This window comes from Pseudomonas californiensis, from assembly GCF_021147775.1.
In the GTDB taxonomy this organism is placed as follows: Bacteria; Pseudomonadota; Gammaproteobacteria; order Pseudomonadales; family Pseudomonadaceae; genus Aquipseudomonas; species Aquipseudomonas californiensis.
This window is the reverse complement of record NZ_JAGTPK010000022.1, coordinates 1-19,503: the sequence shown is the minus strand read 5'-3', so window position 1 is coordinate 19,503 and position 19,503 is coordinate 1. Positions and strand designations below refer to the sequence as shown.

Annotated in this window: 18 protein-coding genes; 14 read left to right on the top strand and 4 right to left on the bottom strand. The window is 58.1% G+C overall.

The annotated features are described in order from the left end of the window. The first annotated feature begins 168 nt into the window (after positions 1 to 168). The 9 genes from KDX37_RS19800 to pdeM all read left to right on the top strand — a co-directional run bounded on the left by KDX37_RS19800 (position 169) and on the right by pdeM (position 10,756). Entirely contained in the window at positions 169 to 1,215 is a 1,047-nt protein-coding gene (locus tag KDX37_RS19800; protein ID WP_231654400.1) for a ligase-associated DNA damage response exonuclease, read from the top strand. Continuing rightward, the gene (locus tag KDX37_RS19795) at positions 1,212 to 2,915 is read left to right on the top strand and encodes an ATP-dependent DNA ligase (protein ID WP_231654399.1); all 1,704 of its coding nucleotides are present in this window, start codon (positions 1,212 to 1,214) and stop codon (positions 2,913 to 2,915) included. Before KDX37_RS19800 ends, KDX37_RS19795 begins: the two co-directional genes overlap by 4 nt. A gap of 341 nt (positions 2,916 to 3,256) precedes the next feature. Then, positions 3,257 to 4,039, top strand: coding sequence for a transporter substrate-binding domain-containing protein (locus tag KDX37_RS19790; RefSeq protein ID WP_231654398.1), 783 nt, complete (start codon positions 3,257 to 3,259; stop codon positions 4,037 to 4,039). 84 nt (positions 4,040 to 4,123) lie between these two features. Then, a complete protein-coding gene (locus KDX37_RS19785) occupies positions 4,124 to 4,852 on the top strand; it encodes an ABC transporter permease (protein ID WP_231654397.1) in 729 nt (242 codons plus the stop codon). After that, positions 4,849 to 5,559, top strand: a complete 711-nt coding sequence (locus tag KDX37_RS19780; RefSeq protein WP_231654396.1) for an ABC transporter permease — start codon at positions 4,849 to 4,851, stop codon at positions 5,557 to 5,559. Before KDX37_RS19785 ends, KDX37_RS19780 begins: the two co-directional genes overlap by 4 nt. Before the next feature lie 13 nt (positions 5,560 to 5,572). Continuing rightward, positions 5,573 to 6,691, top strand: a complete 1,119-nt coding sequence (locus KDX37_RS19775; RefSeq protein WP_231654395.1) for a succinylglutamate desuccinylase/aspartoacylase family protein — start codon at positions 5,573 to 5,575, stop codon at positions 6,689 to 6,691. Between the two features lie 9 nt (positions 6,692 to 6,700). Continuing rightward, complete coding sequence (locus KDX37_RS19770; RefSeq protein WP_231654394.1) at positions 6,701 to 7,465, top strand: ABC transporter ATP-binding protein; 765 nt, start codon at positions 6,701 to 6,703, stop codon at positions 7,463 to 7,465. Between the two features lie 145 nt (positions 7,466 to 7,610). Further along, the gene (locus KDX37_RS19765; RefSeq protein ID WP_231654393.1) at positions 7,611 to 10,103 is read left to right on the top strand and encodes a ligase-associated DNA damage response DEXH box helicase; all 2,493 of its coding nucleotides are present in this window, start codon (positions 7,611 to 7,613) and stop codon (positions 10,101 to 10,103) included. Next, complete coding sequence (gene pdeM / locus KDX37_RS19760; protein ID WP_231654392.1) at positions 10,100 to 10,756, top strand: ligase-associated DNA damage response endonuclease PdeM; 657 nt, start codon at positions 10,100 to 10,102, stop codon at positions 10,754 to 10,756. The genes KDX37_RS19765 and pdeM overlap by 4 nt, the downstream gene beginning before the upstream one ends. Before the next feature lie 90 nt (positions 10,757 to 10,846). Here pdeM and KDX37_RS19755 read toward each other — a convergent pair whose 3' ends face one another. Together KDX37_RS19755 and dcd are read right to left on the bottom strand one after the other, a co-directional pair. Continuing rightward, positions 10,847 to 11,080: a hypothetical protein gene (locus KDX37_RS19755; RefSeq protein WP_231654391.1), complete on the bottom strand. Its 234-nt coding sequence runs from the start codon at positions 11,078 to 11,080 to the stop codon at positions 10,847 to 10,849. 111 nt (positions 11,081 to 11,191) lie between these two features. Continuing rightward, on the bottom strand, positions 11,192 to 11,758 hold the full coding sequence (gene dcd / locus KDX37_RS19750; protein ID WP_231654390.1) for a dCTP deaminase: 567 nt from the start codon (positions 11,756 to 11,758) through the stop codon (positions 11,192 to 11,194). A 319-nt stretch (positions 11,759 to 12,077) separates the two neighbouring features. On the opposite strand from dcd, the gene KDX37_RS19745 reads away from it, so the two are divergent. Continuing rightward, complete coding sequence (locus KDX37_RS19745; RefSeq protein WP_002554837.1) at positions 12,078 to 12,287, top strand: cold-shock protein; 210 nt, start codon at positions 12,078 to 12,080, stop codon at positions 12,285 to 12,287. A 141-nt stretch (positions 12,288 to 12,428) separates the two neighbouring features. Here the strand turns inward: KDX37_RS19745 and apbC are convergent, their stop codons facing one another. Then, positions 12,429 to 13,523, bottom strand: a complete 1,095-nt coding sequence (apbC, locus tag KDX37_RS19740; protein ID WP_231654389.1) for an iron-sulfur cluster carrier protein ApbC — start codon at positions 13,521 to 13,523, stop codon at positions 12,429 to 12,431. Positions 13,524 to 13,696: 173 nt separating this feature from the next. Between apbC and metG the strand changes: the two genes are divergently transcribed. The 4 genes from metG to KDX37_RS19720 all read left to right on the top strand — a co-directional run bounded on the left by metG (position 13,697) and on the right by KDX37_RS19720 (position 18,083). Then, positions 13,697 to 15,742: a methionine--tRNA ligase gene (gene metG / locus KDX37_RS19735; protein ID WP_231654388.1), complete on the top strand. Its 2,046-nt coding sequence runs from the start codon at positions 13,697 to 13,699 to the stop codon at positions 15,740 to 15,742. A gap of 236 nt (positions 15,743 to 15,978) precedes the next feature. Then, complete coding sequence (gene rsxB, locus KDX37_RS19730) at positions 15,979 to 17,019, top strand: electron transport complex subunit RsxB (RefSeq protein ID WP_231654387.1); 1,041 nt, start codon at positions 15,979 to 15,981, stop codon at positions 17,017 to 17,019. A 136-nt stretch (positions 17,020 to 17,155) separates the two neighbouring features. Next, a complete protein-coding gene (gene nth, locus KDX37_RS19725; RefSeq protein WP_231654386.1) occupies positions 17,156 to 17,794 on the top strand; it encodes an endonuclease III in 639 nt (212 codons plus the stop codon). Positions 17,795 to 17,900: 106 nt separating this feature from the next. Then, the gene (locus KDX37_RS19720; RefSeq protein ID WP_231654385.1) at positions 17,901 to 18,083 is read left to right on the top strand and encodes a PA3496 family putative envelope integrity protein; all 183 of its coding nucleotides are present in this window, start codon (positions 17,901 to 17,903) and stop codon (positions 18,081 to 18,083) included. 117 nt (positions 18,084 to 18,200) lie between these two features. Here the strand turns inward: KDX37_RS19720 and KDX37_RS19715 are convergent, their stop codons facing one another. After that, positions 18,201 to 18,827 (bottom strand): response regulator transcription factor, encoded by a 627-nt coding sequence (locus KDX37_RS19715; protein ID WP_002554843.1) that lies wholly within the window; start codon positions 18,825 to 18,827, stop codon positions 18,201 to 18,203. Positions 18,828 to 19,503: the final 676 nt, after the last annotated feature.

The window sequence follows — 19,503 nt, the reverse complement described above, 5'->3', positions numbered from 1 at the left end:
CCTTCGCGGGCCTCCCCGCGAAGGCGCTGATGCACATCGCTGACCGATGATGCCGGCCCTGCTTGTAGCGGCACTCTGACGGGCCCTCAGCCACAGCCTCTCCAAACACCTCGAACTTACCGCTGCGCTCCGGCTCATAGCTAACACGCCCCAGCAGACGGTTGCCCCATGGATCTTGTCATCGCTCGCCCCGAAGGTCTTTATTGCCCGCCCGGCGATTTCTACATCGATCCGTGGCGCCCGGTCGAACGCTCCGTCATTACTCACGCCCACGGCGACCACGCCCGAACCGGTAACGAGCATTACCTGTCAGCGGCCAGCGGCGAAGGCATACTGCGCTCGCGGCTGGGCCAGGACATCAATCTGCAAACACTGCAATATGGCGAAACCATCACCCACCATGGAGTGAAGCTGAGCTTGCACCCTGCGGGTCATGTGCTGGGCTCAGCGCAGGTGCGCCTGGAATACAAAGGCGAGATCTGGGTGGCTTCCGGTGATTACAAGGTTGAGCCCGACGGCACCTGTGCAGCGTTCGAACCGGTGCGTTGCCATACCTTCATTACCGAATCGACCTTCGGCCTGCCGATCTATCGCTGGGCTCCGCAGTCGCAGATTTTCGAAGGGATCAACGACTGGTGGCGCAACAACGCCGCACAAGGCAAAGCAAGCGTGCTGTTCGCCTACTCGTTCGGCAAGGCGCAACGCATCCTGCACGGCATTGACTCACAGATCGGTCCGATTCTGGTCCACGGCGCCGTCGAGCCGTTGAACCGGGTGTACCGCGAGGGCGGAATCCGCATTCCGGAAACCCAGTACGCAGGCGACTTCAAGAAAACCGATCCGGCGTTGCGCCAGGCGCTTATCCTGGCCCCGCCGTCTGCTGGCGGCAGCAGCTGGATGAAGCGCTTCGGCGAGTACAGCGATGCGTTCGCCAGTGGTTGGATGATGCTGCGCGGGACTCGACGTCGGCGCGGTGTGGATCGAGGCTTTGTACTGTCCGATCACGCCGACTGGCCGGGCCTGCTGTGGGCCATCGAGCAAACCGGTGCCGAGCGCGTCATGGTGACTCATGGCTCGGTTGCGGTGCTGGTCCGTTACCTGCGCGAACTGGGCCTCGACGCGCAAGGCTTCAGCACAGAATACGGTGACGAAGAAGACAGCACCCCGTCGGCGACCTCAGTTGAAACCGGGCAAGCGCCAGAGGCTCAGTCATGAAAGCGTTCGCGGAACTCTACACTCGGCTGGACGCCACCACCTCAAGCAACGCCAAACTGGCGGCCATGCGCGAATACTTCGAACAGGCTGCGCCCCAGGATGCGGCTTGGGCCGTGTATTTCCTCTCCGGCGGACGACCTCGACAGCTGGTGCCAACCAAGGTCCTGCGCGAACAGGCAATGACGCTGGCAAACCTGCCGGAATGGCTGTTCGAAGAAAGCTATCAGGCGGTCGGCGATCTGGCGGAAACGCTGTCGTTGTTGCTGCCGCAAGCCGAACACAACAACAACGAAGGCCTGGCTGTCTGGCTGGAAGACAAGCTGCTGCCACTGCGCGGCCTGCCGCCCGAAGAACTGGCCGAGCGCTTGCCGATGTTCTGGTCGCAACTGGACCGCAGCAGCCTGATGGTGTGCATCAAGTTGATTACTGGCAGTTTCCGGGTGGGCGTGTCCAAACTGCTGGTCACCCGCGCGCTGGCGGCGCTGGCCGATATCGACAGCAAGCGCGTTGCCCAGCGCCTGGTGGGTTACACCGACCTGTCGCATCGCCCCAGTGCCGAAGGCTATCTGAAACTGATCGCTGCCGAGTCCGAGGACGAACACGCGCAGCGCGGGGGGCAGCCCTATCCATTTTTCCTCGCGCACTCACTGCAGCAACCAGTGGACCAATTTGAAGCCTTGCTGGGGTCGGCCGAGAACTGGCAGGTCGAATGGAAGTGGGACGGAATTCGTGCCCAACTGGTCAAGCGCGAAGGTCGGCTGTGGATCTGGTCGCGCGGTGAAGAGCTGGTTACCGATCGTTTCCCTGAGCTGCACAGCCTGGTCCAGTGTCTACCTGACGGCACGGTGATCGACGGGGAAATAGTGGTCTGGAAAGCGCCCGAGACACCCCCCGACAGCGATGCCGAATTCGTCCTCGATAGCGACGCGCCAACTGCCGCGCCATCGGTACAACCATTCGCGTTGTTGCAACAGCGTATCGGTCGAAAAACCCTCGGCAAGAAGATTCTCGCCGACGTACCAGTGGTAGTACTGGCCTACGACCTGCTCGAATGGGAAGGCCATGACTGGCGCAGTCGCCCGCAACACGAACGCCGCACGCAGCTGGAAATTCTGCTTCAGCAAAGCCAGAGCGACGTACTGATGCCATCACCGGTGATTGACGGCAAGGACTGGGCTGACCTGGCGACCCAGCGTGAAGCCTCGCGCAGCCTGGGTGTGGAAGGCATGATGCTCAAAGCCCGCGATTCGCTTTACGGCGTCGGCCGGACCAAGGACATGGGTGTGTGGTGGAAGTGGAAAATCGACCCATTCAGTGTCGATGCAGTACTGATCTACGCCCAACGCGGCCACGGCCGACGTGCCAGCCTTTACAGTGATTACACTTTCGCCGTCTGGGATGGCCCACCCGAGTCCAGTGAACGAACGCTCGTGCCGTTCGCCAAGGCTTATTCCGGGCTGACTGACGAGGAGATGCGCAAGGTTGACGCGATTGTCCGCAAGACCACTGTAGAGAAATTCGGCCCCGTGAGCAGCGTAACGCCTACGCTGGTGTTCGAGCTGGGCTTCGAAGGCATCGCCTTGTCCAAGCGCCACAAGAGCGGCATTGCCGTACGCTTTCCGCGGATGCTGCGCTGGCGACAGGACAAGCCCGTGGCCGAGGCCGACAGCCTGGCGACGCTCCAGGACCTTCTTCGCTGACGCACCACCAACGTGCATGCAGAAATACACGCACCATTACCGCTCACTGCATTCCCTCAGGACACAATTTCCCGGGCTTCGGTCAGGCCAAGCGGCAGATTGGTAACGCTCGAAAGCGAAGCCGGGCGGAGCGAGCATGTGGCCGCACACTATCGTGCAGGTTCAAAAACCAGCACAGCAGGCAGATCGCCATTTATTCATATGAAATTGCGACAACGCCTTACATTTCAAACGCACGTTCGTCTCGCTGGTTCGGAAATTGCTACTTCCAGCCGTCTGGCACTCGCCGGTAGCAAGACTCGCGTGTTCCCAACGCCCCATTAGGTTTTAAGGACTGAACGATGAAAAAAGCATGGTTGACCCTTTCTGCACTGGCTTTGTGCCTCGCCGCTGGCAACACGATGGCAAAGGAATACAAGGAGCTGCGCTTCGGCGTCGATCCGTCTTACGCACCCTTTGAATCCAAGGCCGCTGACGGCAGCCTCGTGGGCTTCGATATCGATCTGGGCAACGCGATCTGCAAAGAGCTGAAAGTCACCTGCAAATGGGTTGAAAGCGATTTCGACGGCATGATCCCAGGCCTCAAGGCCAAGAAATTCGACGGCGTGATTTCGTCGATGACCGTGACCCCGGCCCGTGAGAAAGTCATCGACTTCTCCAACGAGCTGTTCTCCGGCCCAACGTCGCTGGTGTTCAAGAAAGGCGCAGGCTTCACCGCCGACCCGGCCAGCCTGAAAGGCAAGACCGTTGGTTACGAGCAAGGCACTATCCAGGAAGCCTACGCCAAAGCCGTACTGGACAAGGCAGGCGTCAGCACCAAAGCCTATGCCAACCAGGATCAGGTTTACGCTGACCTGACCTCCGGTCGTCTGGATGCATCCATTCAGGACATGCTGCAAGCCGAACTGGGCTTTCTGAAATCGCCAGCCGGTGCCGGTTATGAAGTCAGCGAGCCAGTCGACAGCCCGTTGTTGCCAGCCAAAACCGCCATCGGTATCGCCAAGGGCAACAAAGAGCTCAAAGCCCTGCTGGACAAAGGTATCAAAGCGATGCACGACGACGGCACTTACGCTGAAATCCAGAAAAAGCATTTCGGCGATCTGAACCTGTACAGCGGTAAATAACACCACGACGCCCATCGATTTCGGCGATGATTCGCCGCCCACTTCGATGGGCGTTTCTGTTTGTGACCGCTCAAGGCTTTATCCATGCTCGATGCACTCATGCAAAACCTCGGACTCTCGGCATTCAGCTTGAAAGGCTTCGGCCCGCTGCTGATGCAAGGGACCTGGATGACCATCAAATTATCGGTTCTGTCGTTGCTCTTGAGCATCCTGCTCGGGCTGATCGGAGCCAGTGCCAAATTGTCGAGCTCGGCGCTGTTGCGCGTGCCGGCACAGATCTACACCACACTGATCCGCGGCGTGCCGGACCTGGTGTTGATGCTGCTTATTTTCTACAGCCTGCAAACCTGGCTGACGATGCTGACCGATGCCATGGAATGGGAATACATCGAGATCAACCCGTTCGGTGCAGGTGTCATCACGCTGGGCTTCATTTATGGCGCTTACTTCACCGAGACCTTCCGGGGCGCGATTCTGTCCGTACCACGGGGTCAGGTCGAGGCCGCGACCGCGTATGGCCTCAAGCGCGGGCAGCGGTTTCGCTACGTCGTGTTCCCACAGATGATGCGCTATGCCCTGCCCGGCATCGGCAACAACTGGCAAGTACTGCTCAAGGCCACTGCGCTGGTGTCGATCATCGGGCTGGCGGATCTGGTCAAGGCCTCGCAGGACGCGGGCAAAAGCACTTACCAACTGTTCTACTTTCTGGTGTTGGCGGCGTTGATCTATCTGTTGATCACCAGCGCTTCGAACTTCGCCCTGCGCTGGGCTGAACGGCATTACGCCGCAGGCAGCCGGGAGGCGCAGCGATGATTGAATTGCTTCAGGAATACTGGAAACCCTTCCTTTATACAGACGGCGTCAACGTGACCGGTCTGGCCATGACCCTGTGGTTACTCAGCGCGTCGATTGCCATCGGTTTCTGCGTGTCGATTCCGCTGTCGATTGCACGGGTTTCAAAAAATCGCTGGGTTCGCTGGCCCGTTCAGTTCTACACCTACCTGTTTCGAGGCACACCGCTCTATATACAGCTGCTGATCTGCTACACCGGCATCTACAGCCTTGCAGCGGTGCGCGAACAGCCGATGCTGGATGCGTTTTTTCGCGACGCGATGAACTGCACGATCCTCGCCTTCACGCTGAACACCTGCGCTTACACCACGGAAATCTTTGCCGGCGCGATTCGCAGCATGGCCCACGGCGAAGTCGAAGCGGCCAAAGCCTACGGTCTGACTGGCTGGAAGCTTTACGCGTACGTGATCATGCCGTCGGTGTTGCGCCGCTCGCTGCCTTATTACAGCAACGAAGTGATCCTGATGCTGCACTCGACCACCGTGGCGTTCACAGCCACCGTGCCGGACATCCTGAAAGTGGCACGCGACGCCAACTCCCAGACGTTCATGACGTTCCAGTCGTTCGGGATTGCCGCCCTCATGTACCTGACCGTCACGTTTATTCTGGTCGGGTTGTTCCGTCTTGCCGAACGTCGCTGGCTGGCTTTCCTTGGCCCCGCTCATTAATCAGGACTGAACCATGCGTCACCACACCCATGACTTGCTGTCGCCGGTGCCCGGCACTGCGCGGCAAGTACACAGTTTTCATTACGGCCCCACGGACGGTTCGAGCAAAATCTACATTCAGGCGTCGCTGCATGCAGACGAACTGCCAGGCATGCTGGTCGCCTGGTGCCTGAAACAGCGTCTGGCAGAGCTGGAGAATGCCGGCCGCCTGCTGGGCGAAGTGATCGTCGTTCCGGTGGCCAACCCGATTGGCCTGGAACAACTGCTGATGGACACCCCGCTCGGCCGCTACGAGCTGGAAAGTGGGCAGAATTTCAATCGCTGGTTCGTCGACCTGAGCCAGCAAGTGGGCGATGACATCGAAGCGCGTCTGACCAGCGATGCCCTGCATAACCGGGGGCTGGTGCGCGAAAGCCTGTTGGCCGCCCTGCACGCCGAGAACGCTGCAACACAACTGCAATCACTGCGCCTGACCTTGCAGCGGCTGGCCTGTGACGCCGACATGGTGCTGGACCTTCACTGTGACTTCGAGTCGGTCGAACACCTGTACACCACGCCCGAAGCCTGGCCGAACGTCGAGCCGCTGTCGCGCTACCTGGGCGCACAGGCCAGCCTGCTGGCCACCGATTCAGGCGGTCACGCGTTCGATGAGTGCTTCACGCTGGTCTGGTGGCAACTGCAACAACGTTTTGCCGAGCGTTATCCGATCCCTCTGGGCTGCTTCTCGGTAACACTGGAGCTGCGCGGGCAAGCCGACGTGAACCATGCATTGGCCAGTCGTGACTGCCAGGCGATCATCAATTACCTGACCGATTTCGGGGTGATCGACGGCGAACGTCAACAACCGCCCGAACTGCTTTACCCGGCCACGCCGCTGGCAGCCGTCGAACCTGTGGCCACGCCTGTCGGCGGCTTGCTGGTGTTCTGCGCCATGCCAGGCGAATACGTCGAGGCCGGACAATTGATTGCCGAGGTCATCGACCCGATCAGCGATACGGTCACCTGCATCAACGCGTTGAACGCTGGCCTGCTGTACGCGCGTTCACTGCGCCGTATGGCCACGGCCGGCATGGTCATCGCGCATATCGCGGGCACCGAGGCCTATCGCAGCGGCTACCTACTTTCTCCTTGAGGACCTCTCATGTACAAACTGACCATCGATGGCCTGCACAAGCGCTATGGCGACAACGAGGTGCTCAAAGGCGTGTCACTCAAGGCCAGCAGCGGTGACGTGATCTGCCTGATAGGCGCCAGCGGATCGGGAAAGAGCACCTTCCTGCGCTGCATCAATTTTCTGGAACAGCCCAACGACGGCGCGATGAGCCTGGACGGCCAGCAAGTGCGCATGGTCAGCGACAAGGACGGCATGCGCGTCGCCGACCCGGACGAACTGCAACGCATCCGCACCCGACTGGCTATGGTATTTCAGCACTTCAACCTGTGGGCGCACATGACCGTGCTTGAAAACATCACCATGGCGCCGCGCCGTGTACTCGGCGTTTCCAAGGCTGAAGCCGAGGCTCGCGCACGCAAGTACCTGGACAAGGTCGGCCTGCCAGAGCGAGTCGCCGATCAATACCCGGCGTTTCTGTCCGGCGGTCAACAACAACGGGTGGCCATCGCACGGGCACTGGCCATGGAGCCGGAAATCATGCTCTTCGACGAGCCGACTTCAGCGCTGGACCCCGAGCTGGTCGGTGAAGTGCTGAAAGTCATTCAAGGCCTGGCCGAAGAAGGCCGGACAATGATTCTGGTGACCCATGAAATGGGCTTTGCCCGCAAAGTTGCCAGTCAGGTGGTGTTCCTTCACCAAGGCCAGATCGAAGAGTCCGGTCACCCGGACGAAGTGCTGAATAATCCCAAAAGCGAGCGATTGCAGCAGTTCTTGAGCGGCAACCTGAAATAGCCGGCACGCTGACTGAGTCGAGCGCCATTACACATGCGTATGGCCAAGGCGATCGGCAAGGATCGACTTGGCAGCCAACCGTTTAAAACTATTGTCCTTCGCTCGCTGTCTCTGACTTAACGCCCTTCAGAGCACATTCAACCGCATGAGCAGACCCACCGATTTCGCTCAGCGATGGTTCCTGGCCCGAGGCTGGAAGCCCTTCGCATTTCAGAAGGAAGTCTGGGCAGCGGTCAAGAAAGGCGAATCCGGCCTGCTGCATGCCAGCACCGGCTCGGGCAAGACCTACGCCGTCTGGTTCGCCGCCCTGAACCGCTTCGCCAAGCCCAACACGCCCACCACGGATGACAAAACCCGCAAGCGCAAACCGCCTGCTGCGCCACTGAGCGTGATGTGGATCACGCCCATGCGCGCCCTCGCCGCCGATACCGCTCGCGCCCTTGAAGCGCCACTGGGCGAGCTCGACATCCCTTGGTCAGTCGGCCTGCGCACGGGCGACACCAGCAGCAGCGAGCGGGCCCGGCAGGGTCGTCGACTGCCTTCTGCACTGATCACCACACCTGAAAGCCTGACGCTGCTGCTGACCCGAGCTGACGCTCAAGCCCTCTCGTCGACCCTGAAAATGGTAGTAGTGGATGAGTGGCACGAACTGATCGGCAATAAACGCGGCGTTCAATTGCAACTCGCGCTGGCACGCCTGAGGCAGTGGAATCCACAACTGATCGTGTGGGGCATTTCCGCAACGCTGGGCAATCAGCAGCATGCCCAAGAGGTATTGCTGGGCGAAGGTGGTGTCAGCGTGCAGGGCAAAATCGTCAAGCAACTGCTGGTTGACACACTTCTCCCCGCCTCCATCGAGCGATTTCCGTGGGCTGGCCACATGGGCCTGCGCATGCTGCCGCAGGTGGTGGCTGAGGTGGACAGCAGCGCCAGTTGCCTGGTGTTCACCAATACCCGCGCGCAGTCGGAAATCTGGTATCAGGCCTTGCTTGAAGCGCGGCCCGATTGGGCGGGCTTGATTGCGCTGCATCACGGTTCTCTGGCCCGAGAGGTGCGCGACTGGGTCGAGCGTGCACTCAAGGAGGGTTCACTCAAGGCAGTCGTATGCACCTCAAGCCTCGACCTGGGCGTGGATTTTCTGCCTGTAGAGCGCGTGCTGCAGATTGGCTCGCCCAAAGGTGTCGCGCGGCTGATGCAGCGCGCAGGACGCTCAGGACACGCGCCGGGACGGCCGTCCCGGGTAACACTGGTGCCTACTCACAGCCTTGAACTGGTCGAGGCAGCCGCCGCCCACGACGCGGTTGCGGCCCGGATGATCGAGCCACGCGAATCGCCTTACCAGCCCCTGGATGTGCTGGTGCAGCATCTGGTCAGCGTAGCGCTGGGCGGCGGCTTCCTGCCGGATGAGCTGCTGGCCGAAGTGCGAACGGCCTGGGCCTATCGAGACCTGAGCGATGAACAGTGGCAATGGGCACTGGCTTTTGTGCGCAACGGCGGCCACTCACTGACCGCCTACCCCGACTATCGGCGAGCCGAGCCGGACGAAAACGGCGTCTGGCGAGTGCCGGACGCTCGGCTGGCAAGGCGTCATCGGATGAGCGTCGGCACCATCGTCAGCGACGCCAGCATCAACCTGAAATACTGGAAGAAAGGCGGTGGCGGTGGCTCACTGGGCAGCGTGGAGGAAGGTTTCATCGCGCGGCTGAAACCCGGCGATGGCTTTCTGTTTGGCGGCCGTCTGCTGGAACTGGTGCGGGTCGAAAACATGACCGCCTACGTCAAGCGCGCCACCGGCAAGAAAGCCGCAGTACCCCGCTGGAACGGCGGGCGAATGCCGCTTTCCAGTGAGCTCGCCGATGCCGTGGTGGAAAAGTTCGATGCCGCCGCCAAAGGCGTATTCGACCGCCCCGAAATGCAGGCAGTGAGGCCGCTTCTCGAAGTACAGCGGCAATGGTCCGCGCTGCCACAGCGCGACACGCTGCTGGCTGAAACACTAAAATCCCGCGAAGGCTGGCACCTGTTTCTTTATCCGTTCGCAGGCCGTCACGTCCACCTGGGGCTGGCGAGCCTGCTGGCCTGGCGCTTGAGTCGTCATCGTCCTCTCACCTTTTCCATAGCGGTCAACGATTACGGCCTCGAGCTGCTCAGTGCCAGCGAGATTGACTGGGTACAGGCATTGCAAGAGGATCTGTTCAGCGAAAAAGAGCTGCTGGCCGATATCATCGCGAGCCTGAATGCAGGCGAACTGGCACTGCGACGTTTTCGTGAAATCGCCCGCATATCGGGCCTGGTGTTCTCGGGCTATCCGGGTGCCGCCAAAAGCAACCGCCAACTGCAGGCATCCAGTGGACTGTTCTTTGAAGTGTTCAAGCAATACGACGCCGGCAACATGTTGCTGACCCAGGCCGAAGAGGAAGTGCTGCGCCAAGAGCTGGACCTGACCCGACTGGAGATGACCCTGGCGCAGATCAACAGCCGCAGGCTGGATCTGCATTCCATCAAACGCGCCACACCCCTGGCGTTTCCGCTGCTGGTCGAGCGCTTTCGCGAAAGCCTGAGCTCTGAAAAACTCGCTGATCGCATTGCTCGCATGGTGCGCGACCTTGAGAAAGCCGCAGGCCCGGAGGTTGATCGATGAAGCCTTGGCTGCCCATTACGCTGGCAGGAGAAGAGCTATGGCTGCTGGCGGACAAGGCCATCTACTACCCGGCCGAGCGCGCCTTGCTGATCGCTGACGCGCATTTTGGCAAGGCCGCGGCTTACCGCAAGCTCGGTCAACCTGTGCCACACGGCACGACCCAGGCCAATCTTCGACGTCTGGATCAATTGCTGGACGATTTTGCGTGCGAACATCTGGTGTTTCTGGGGGACTTTCTCCACGCACCCGAATCCCATGCCGCAGGCACGCTGGCGACGCTGCAACAATGGAGAACAGGTCGAGCGGACTTACGTGTGACGCTGATACGTGGCAATCACGACAAACGCGCCGGCGATCCGCCTCCGCAGCTCAACATAGACGTGGTCACAGAGCCATTGATGATGGGACCGTTCGCGCTGCAGCATGAACCGGACCCGCACCCGACCCGGCATGTGTTGGCAGGACACGTGCATCCGGTGTACAGACTGCATGGCCGAGGACGTCAGAGCTTGAGGCTGGCGTGCTTCTACATGGGCCAGCGCGTCAGCCTGCTGCCTGCTTTCGGAGAGTTCACGGGGGGGGTCGCTATTCGGCCTGCGGACAACTTCACGATCTACGTGACGGGGGATGGCGCGATATGGCGCGTGGCATGAGCCTCTGTACAGGCCCCGCTCACCAGGAACTGCACACACAAAAGACCCGCCGATCCGCAAAAATCGACAGGCCGTTCAAATGCGTTTGAATCAGGCGACAGGCGCTGGAGGAGGCTCGTCCGGCAGGACAGGCTCGCCCGGCTCGTTGGGCTGTTGAGGAAGTGGCGTAACAGGCCCCGGATCACCCGGAATACCGCCACCCACCATGTTCAGCTCTGTATGAGCGATCAATTCCGAGTGCGCCATCAATGACCAGGCAAGCAGCCCGATCTCGTTGAGTGGAGGAGAGGCTGCCTGGTCAGAATTTTTGAACGTAGTCTTCATAGGTCACTCCTGATCAAAGGCCTTCGCATCCAGCGATAAGCGAAGGCATGTGAGCAAATAGAGTACAAAACCTAGCAATAATTCAATTCAGCTCGTCAGTTGATGCGCGAATCACGTACGCGGCAGGGTCACGCCACGCTGGCCCTGGTACTTGCCACCACGGTCCTTGTAAGAAATCTCGCACTCTTCGTCAGACTCCAGAAACAGCATCTGGGCAACGCCTTCATTGGCGTAAATTTTCGCTGGCAGAGTCGTGGTGTTAGAAAACTCAAGGGTGACGTGGCCTTCCCATTCCGGCTCAAGCGGCGTGACGTTGACGATGATTCCGCAACGCGCGTAGGTACTTTTACCCAGGCAGATGGTCAGCACGTTGCGAGGGATGCGGAAATATTCGACGGTGCGAGCCAGCGCAAACGAGTTCGGCGGAATGATGCACACATCACTCTTTACGTCGACGAAGCTTTTTTCGTCAAAATTTTTCGGGTCCACGATAGCCGAATTGATATTGGTGAAGATCTTGAATTCGTCAGCGCAACGTACGTCATAGCCGTAGCTTGAGACGCCATAGGAGATCAACCGGTCGGCGCCTTCACCACGCATCTGGCGCTCTACGAAGGGCTCGATCATGCCCTGCTCTTGCGCCATGCGGCGAATCCACTTGTCCGATTTGATGCTCATGGCGATGTCCTGACTAACGAGGTGAAAAAGATGTTCCGCATCTTACCGGGCCAACGCCTCCTGTTCAAAGGCAACCGATCCAGAGTCAATGAGACATCACAGGCACTTTCACTGCGAATGGAAATAATCCTCGACAGACCATTGGCACGTTCCGCAAAAAGGGTTAAGGTGGCGTCACTGTGTTGCTTGTGTCACTGAGAATCTCTACACGATGTTGAATTTCGATCCAACCATCTCCATGAATTTTCCAGCTCTTTGCACTCAGTCTCGGCCAGGGCTCTTCCTAAGCCGCAGTTAACTTTGTCCAAGGAGATATACTATGTCCAATCGCCAAACTGGTACCGTTAAGTGGTTCAACGATGAAAAAGGCTTCGGCTTCATCACTCCACAATCCGGTGACGACCTGTTCGTGCACTTCAAAGCTATCCAATCTGACGGCTTCAAAAGCCTGAAAGAAGGCCAACAGGTCTCTTTCATCGCTACCCGCGGTCAGAAAGGCATGCAAGCTGAAGAAGTTCAAGTTATCTAACTTGTACTGATTCGCTTAAAAACCCCGCCCTCAAAAGCGGGGTTTTTTATTGCCTGAAATTTGATGAACCACCGCACACGCCCTTCGGGCAAGAGCCGGAGGAGGCCGACTTCGTCCAGCCTCCCCCTGTGCCTCTCTCTATCAGTCTTCGCTGATGGAGATGGTCGGCATTGCCTGACTGCCTGCTTCCTGCAAGACGATACGCGCACCTACGTGACGGGCCAGCTCCTGATACACCATCGCAATCGGGCTTTGCGGATCGGCAATCGCCGTAGGCTTGCCACCGTCCGCCTGCTCACGAATCGCCATCGACAAAGGCAATGATGCCAATAGCTCGACGTCGTACTGCGAAGCCAGCTTTTCACCGCCACCCTCGCCAAACAGATGCTCTGCGTGCCCGCAGTTGGAGCAGATGTGCACGGCCATGTTCTCGACAACACCCAGCACCGGGATATTGACCTTACGGAACATCTCCACGCCTTTTTTGGCATCCAGCAAAGCCAGATCCTGAGGCGTGGTGACAATCACTGATCCGGCAACTGGTACTTTCTGCGCCAGTGTCAGCTGGATATCGCCAGTACCAGGCGGCATGTCGATGATCAGGTAGTCCAGGTCATTCCAGGCGGTTTGGGTAACCAGCTGCAACAGTGCACCGGATACCATCGGCCCGCGCCAGACCATCGGTGTGTTGTCGTCGGTCAGAAATGCCATCGACATCACCTCGACACCATGCGCTTCGATCGGCACGAACCATTTCTGGTCCTTGATCCTCGGCCGAGTGCCTTCGGGAATACCGAACATCACACCTTGACTCGGCCCATAGATGTCCGCATCCAGAATACCGACGCGCGCGCCCTCACGAGACAACGCAAGTGCCAGGTTGGCGGCCGTGGTGGACTTGCCCACCCCACCCTTGCCTGACGCGACAGCAACAATGTTCTTCACGTTGGCGAGCCCGGGGATCTGGCTCTGAGCCTTGTGGGCAGCAATCGACGTACTGATGTCGACCTTGGCCGAAGCAACGCCATCCAGATTCTCGATGGCGGTTTTCAGCACGTGCGCCCATCCATTCTTGAACAGGTCGGCGGCGTAACCGATTTCGAGCTGCACGCTGACGTAGTCGCCCTGTATGTCGATGGCCCGCACGCAACCGGCGCTGATCGGGTCCTGATTCAGGTAGGGGTCGGTGTACTGGCGAAGAATAGTCTCCACCGCTGCGCGATTGACTGCGCTCATGGGCTCACTCCGAAAAGACTGACTAAAACAGGCGGCTATCCTACCTGTTCTATCGAGGGCCGACATGGTTTCGCTGCACATGCAGGAGCAATCCCACAGCGCTGCGAGGTGAAAAAAATTGCTCAGACCTTTATAGTGGCCGATCTCCGTTTCACTTCAAGTAGCCGAGCCCAATGTCCGAGCCACGCAAGATTCTCGTTACCAGCGCCCTGCCCTATGCCAATGGTTCCATTCACCTTGGCCACATGCTCGAGTACATCCAGACCGACATGTGGGTGCGTTTCCAGAAGCACCGCGGCAACCAATGCACTTATGTCTGCGCGGACGACGCTCACGGCTCGGCCATCATGCTGCGCGCAGAAAAGGAAGGCATCACCCCGGAACAACTGATCGACAACGTCAAGGCTGAGCACAGCGCCGACTTCGCCGACTTCCTGGTGAACTTCGACAATTTCCACTCGACGCATTCGGATGAAAACCGCGAGCTGTCGAGCATGATCTATACCCGTCTGCGCGACGCCGGGCATATCGCCACGCGCTCGATTACCCAGTATTTCGACCCGGAAAAGAAAATGTTCCTGGCCGACCGCTTCATCAAGGGCACCTGCCCCAAGTGTGGCACTGAAGATCAGTACGGCGACAACTGCGAGAAATGCGGTGCCACCTACGCACCTACCGATCTGAAAGACCCTAAATCGGCGATTTCAGGTGCGACGCCCGTGCTCAAGGACTCCAGGCATTTCTTCTTCGATCTGCCCGCCTTCGATGCCATGCTCAAAAACTGGACCCGCAGCGGCACCTTGCAGGACGCGGTAGCCAACAAGATCGCCGAGTGGCTGGACAGTGGTCTGCAGCAATGGGACATCTCGCGCGATGCCCCATACTTCGGTTTCGAGATCCCTGACGAGCCGGGCAAATATTTCTACGTCTGGCTGGATGCCCCGATCGGGTACATGGCCAGCTTCAAGAACCTGTGCGAACGTCGCCCCGATCTGGATTTCGACGCGTACTGGGCCAAGGACGCGACCACCGAGCTTTACCATTTCATCGGCAAGGACATTGTCAATTTCCACGCCCTGTTCTGGCCGGCAATGCTCGAAGGCGCCGGCTTGCGCAAACCGACCGCTATCAACGTCCATGGCTACCTGACCGTCAACGGCCAGAAAATGTCGAAGTCACGCGGCACGTTCATCAAGGCACGCACCTACCTCGAGCACCTGTCACCCGAGTACTTGCGCTATTACTACGCATCCAAGCTCGGCCGCGGCGTGGACGATCTGGACCTCAACCTCGAAGACTTCGTCCAGAAGGTCAATTCCGATCTGATCGGTAAAGTCGTGAACATCGCCAGCCGTTGCGCCGGTTTCATTCACAAAGGCAATGCTGGTGTGATGGTCGACACCAATGCAGCCCCTGAGCTGACCGATGCATTCCTGGCGGCAGCACCCGCCATCGCTGATGCTTACGAGGGGCGCGATTTTGCCCGCGCCATGCGAGAAATCATGGCGCTGGCCGACCGCGCCAATGCGTATATCGCCGAAAAAGCCCCGTGGTCTTTGGCCAAACAGGAAGGCAAACAGGATGAAGTGCAGGCCGTCTGCGCACTGGGCATCAACCTGTTCCGCCAACTGGTCATCTTCCTCAAGCCAGTGCTCCCGAACCTGGCCGCTGATGCCGAGAAATTCCTCAACGTCGAGCCCCTGACATGGGACGACCACAAGACGTTGCTGACCAACCACCAACTCAACCCGTTCACTGCACTGATGACACGCATCGACCCTGTGAAAGTAGAAGCCATGACCGCCGCCTCGAAAGAGGACCTGGCCGCCAGCGCGACCGAGACAGCTGCGCCGCAAGGCAACGGCGAGCTGACCAAGGACCCGTTGTCTGCCGAAATCGACTTCGACGCCTTTGCTGCCGTGGACCTGCGAGTGGCCTTGATCGTCAAGGCCGAGCACGTCGAAGGGGCTGACAAGCTGCTGCGCCTGACGCTGGACATTGGCGATGAACAACGCAACGTTTTCTCCGGCATCAAAAGCGCCTACCCGAATCCGAGCGAGCTGGAAGGCCGCCTGACCATGATGATTGCCAATCTCAAGCCGCGTAAGATGCGCTTTGGCATATCGGAGGGCATGGTAATGGCTGCAGGCCCTGGCGGAGAGGAAATCTACCTGCTGAGCCCGGATAGCGGCGCGAAACCAGGTCAGCGAATCAAGTAAGACGGTCAAGGCCCGGTATCCACTCAACGGCAGCGGATACCGGGCTTTTGCATATTCGCAACTCCCTCGCTCTGGCCGATACTGCCCACCTTGCAAAAGCGACCAGCCTGCTCGCTTCCTGGCAGGATCATGACTGACTTCATTGACATACATCCGGGTGTCGCACTCATGGACGTAACGTCCCAGTTGTCATCAAAAACGATGACAACAACCGCTTTCAGCCATTGGATCAGGTTTTGAACCTGATCGAGCGTATTGATGCGCTCCTGCCACAGACCCAGTGCGGCAAGTGCGGCCATCCCGGCTGCAAGCCATACGCCGAAGGTATCGCCAACGGCGAAGCGATCAACAAGTGCCCGCCAGGCGGTGATGAAACCATCATTCAATTGGCAGAGTTGCTGGCGGTGCCCGTAGTGTCGCTGGACGTCGAACGGGGGACTGCGCCCGCTCAGGTTGCGTTCATCCGCGAAGCCGAGTGCATCGGATGTACCAAATGTATTCAGGCATGTCCGGTCGATGCCATCCTTGGTGCTGCCAAGCTCATGCATACGGTCATCATTGACGAATGTACCGGCTGTGACTTGTGCGTAGCTCCATGCCCTGTTGACTGTATTGAGATGCATCCGTTGCTACTGGCGCCAGACTCACTGACAGCCGTTACACCACTGGTCGGCGGGTTGGTCCATAGTGAAGAACAGCGAGTCAGACGCCTTCGCAAACGCAACCGCGCTCGTCAGCGATTTGAATCGCGCAACACGCGGTTGCGCCTGGAGCAAGAGCGACGCATTGCAGAACGCCTGAGCCGGGCACAGAAACCGTCAGGGGTCGTATCGCCTTCAGCCTCTTTCGCAGCAAACGCTCGGGCCGACGAGACCAGTGGGCAAGAGGAGGCGCTGAAAAAAGCCCGTATCGCATTGGCCATGAGCCGCGCACAACTGAACAAGTCTCTCAAAGCCTTTGGCCACCCCCCTATCAGGGAACAGGCTGCGAGGTTGGTGGAGCTACAACATGAATACGAACTGACGGAGCAGGCTCTGGCAACGCTGGTGTCTGCATCGCCCAGGGCCTCGGCCCCACCCGCTGTGAAAGTCGATAACAGCGAGTTGAAGCGTGCCAAGATCCAACAGGCTATGGCTCGTGCGGCGTTAAGCAAGGCTCAGTCAGCCAACGCACCGCCGGAGCAACTGAGCCAACTGCGTACGGCGCTGCGACAGGCAGAGCTCGTATTCGAGACCGCAGAGAAGCTTCTGAACGCGCAGACCAACGCCTTGCCCTGATCAAGGCGACACGCGTCATCTGGCCAGGCACTGGCTCTGCGGACGTCAGAGCGTTGGCAATCCTGCAGCGCGGTGGCACATTATCGATCTCGCCTGGCTGCAGCCCACATATCTATTCTCAGGAATCGCTCTGCTCATGAATGCTGCAAAACGTCTGGAGATTTTCCGCAGACTTCACGAGGACAATCCGGACCCAAAAACCGAATTGGCCTACACCACGCCTTTTGAGCTGCTGATTGCGGTCATCCTCTCTGCACAGGCTACCGACGTCAGCGTCAACAAGGCAACAGCCCGGCTCTACCCTGTCGCCAACACGCCTCAGGCTATCCATGATCTGGGCGTTGAAGGACTGTCGCAGTACATCAAGACCATCGGGCTTTATAACAGCAAGGCCAAAAACGTCATTGAAACCTGCCGAATGCTGGTTGAGCTGCACAACGGTGAGGTGCCGAAAACCCGAGAAGCGCTGGAAGCGCTGCCCGGAGTGGGACGCAAAACCGCAAACGTCGTTCTCAATACAGCCTTTCGTCAGGTTGCCATGGCTGTCGATACGCACATCTTCCGGGTGAGCAACCGAACTGGCATCGCTCCGGGAAAAAATGTCGTTGAAGTGGAGAAGCAACTCATGAAGTTTGTGCCCAGGAATTATCTGCTGGACGCACACCACTGGTTGATCCTGCATGGGCGTTACGTGTGCCAGTCACGTAAGCCCCGTTGCGGCAGCTGCAGGATAGAAGACCTGTGCGATTACAAGCTGAAGACATCCGACGATTGAGCGCAATAGGGATTTGCCGCTTCACCGATTGAAAAAATCTTTTTTACCCGGTCAAGCTTTGTCGATATAAGGTGCGGCAATGCAGCCCACGCCTGGAGTCGACTTCATGAGTAATGGCAAAGAGCAACTAGACCTGGATGACGACGTCGTCGCCGTCGATACGGACGATGCGGAGCAAGTCTCCGTAGAGCCTGCAAAAACCAATCTGAGCAAGCGCCGCACCATCGATAATATGCTCGAGGAGCGGCGCTTGCAGAAACAGTTGGCCGATTACGACTTCGACCTTTGACAGAGCTTTGCAATATCAAGCAACCATAAGCCGCTATGTTGAAGACCTCTGATGGGCAGAGCCCTTCCTTGATGGTCGGTATCCGCAAATACGACGTGTCCCTGGGAGCGCGGAGCTTCAGACCAGCCCGTTACGCTGCGCAAGCTCTATGAGATCGACCAGTGAATGTGCGTTGAGCTTGAGCAACAGGCGCGTCTTGTAGGTACTGACGGTCTTGTTGCTCAGAAACATTCCATCCGCAATTTCCTTGTTGGTTTTCCCACGCGCCAGTTGCTGCAAAACCATCATCTCTCTACCCGAAAGACGGTCGACCATGTCCGACTCACTCGCATTGCCCATGCTTGAACGAACGGTGTGCAACGCTTGGTTGGGGAAATAGCTGTAACCCGACAGAACAGCTTTGATAGCGCTCAACAGCTCAGTGAGATCCTGTTGTTTGCATACGTAGCCTGCAGCACCGGCCTGCATGCAGCGCATCGAAAAATGCCCAGGCGCCTGGGAAGTAAGAATCAGGACCTTGAACGGCAGCGTCATGGCGGACAGGCGTGCAATAACTTCCAGCCCGTCCAGCTTGGGAATGCCTATGTCAAGAATGACAATGTCCGGCAGATGCTCACGGGCCAACTGAAGTGCGTCCACACCATTGTCGGTCTCGGCAATGACCTCGTAGCCATGACGCTCCATCAGCATGCGTACAGCAAGACGAATGACGGGATGATCATCCACGATCAGCACTTTATTCATGGGCAGTCCAATTTTCGTTATTCGAGTTTTCAGGGTGAGCACAATAGCTTAGTCGTTTAGTGCTTTGCATGGCGCTCCCCCCCGAGGACTAACAGCCAAAGACCATTCATACAGTTACAACAGAAAACTCCTACAAAACTTGGTACCAACGAACAATTTTTTAAGATTTTCATAACGCCTCCCTTCAGGAATTCGATGAAATCATGACCACGTAGAATGCCGGAACAAAGCATTGCCGGCCCCAAAAAAGCAGAATATTACAGCCTGACCAAGCAATCGCGTTCGTGCCATCGACTCTAAAAATGTAAAAATAAATGGGTACTTGTTCGACATCAAATTAATGCGAACACCCCCTCTAAAAGCTAGCGCAATGCCATCAACGCATTCTTTTCGCTTTCGGTTATGCATGAGTGGCTCCAGGAATACCGCGACTTATAAGCAGGGCCGATATCGCTTACTGTACAGACCCTTTATAAAGCCAAGGCAGTATCCATACCAGATTCGCCCTGATAAAAACGGACGCCCTTGTCAGAAAATTACACACCCATATATTTTTTTCGCATAAAAATGTAGTCAATGGACTTGCCCCTACAAAACCGGACACCAACTCCCCGTTAAATTGATGCTGCTGCCAAGCGCCTAAATTCTCTTGGCGACCGGTATTTCAAAGCGCTGT

Bases quoted from the DNA above. Each gene is read 5' to 3' on its own strand.
- KDX37_RS19800 (WP_231654400.1), top strand. From the start codon at position 169: ATGGATCTTGTCATCGCTCGCCCCGAAGGTCTTTATTGCCCGCCCGGC.
- KDX37_RS19795 (WP_231654399.1), top strand. From the start codon at position 1,212: ATGAAAGCGTTCGCGGAACTCTACACTCGGCTGGACGCCACCACCTCA.
- KDX37_RS19790 (WP_231654398.1), top strand. From the start codon at position 3,257: ATGAAAAAAGCATGGTTGACCCTTTCTGCACTGGCTTTGTGCCTCGCC.
- KDX37_RS19785 (WP_231654397.1), top strand. From the start codon at position 4,124: ATGCTCGATGCACTCATGCAAAACCTCGGACTCTCGGCATTCAGCTTG.
- KDX37_RS19780 (WP_231654396.1), top strand. From the start codon at position 4,849: ATGATTGAATTGCTTCAGGAATACTGGAAACCCTTCCTTTATACAGAC.
- KDX37_RS19775 (WP_231654395.1), top strand. From the start codon at position 5,573: ATGCGTCACCACACCCATGACTTGCTGTCGCCGGTGCCCGGCACTGCG.
- KDX37_RS19770 (WP_231654394.1), top strand. From the start codon at position 6,701: ATGTACAAACTGACCATCGATGGCCTGCACAAGCGCTATGGCGACAAC.
- KDX37_RS19765 (WP_231654393.1), top strand. From the start codon at position 7,611: ATGAGCAGACCCACCGATTTCGCTCAGCGATGGTTCCTGGCCCGAGGC.
- pdeM (WP_231654392.1), top strand. From the start codon at position 10,100: ATGAAGCCTTGGCTGCCCATTACGCTGGCAGGAGAAGAGCTATGGCTG.
- KDX37_RS19755 (WP_231654391.1), bottom strand. From the start codon at position 11,080: ATGAAGACTACGTTCAAAAATTCTGACCAGGCAGCCTCTCCTCCACTC.
- dcd (WP_231654390.1), bottom strand. From the start codon at position 11,758: ATGAGCATCAAATCGGACAAGTGGATTCGCCGCATGGCGCAAGAGCAG.
- KDX37_RS19745 (WP_002554837.1), top strand. From the start codon at position 12,078: ATGTCCAATCGCCAAACTGGTACCGTTAAGTGGTTCAACGATGAAAAA.
- apbC (WP_231654389.1), bottom strand. From the start codon at position 13,523: ATGAGCGCAGTCAATCGCGCAGCGGTGGAGACTATTCTTCGCCAGTAC.
- metG (WP_231654388.1), top strand. From the start codon at position 13,697: ATGTCCGAGCCACGCAAGATTCTCGTTACCAGCGCCCTGCCCTATGCC.
- nth (WP_231654386.1), top strand. From the start codon at position 17,156: ATGAATGCTGCAAAACGTCTGGAGATTTTCCGCAGACTTCACGAGGAC.
- KDX37_RS19720 (WP_231654385.1), top strand. From the start codon at position 17,901: ATGAGTAATGGCAAAGAGCAACTAGACCTGGATGACGACGTCGTCGCC.
- KDX37_RS19715 (WP_002554843.1), bottom strand. From the start codon at position 18,827: ATGAATAAAGTGCTGATCGTGGATGATCATCCCGTCATTCGTCTTGCT.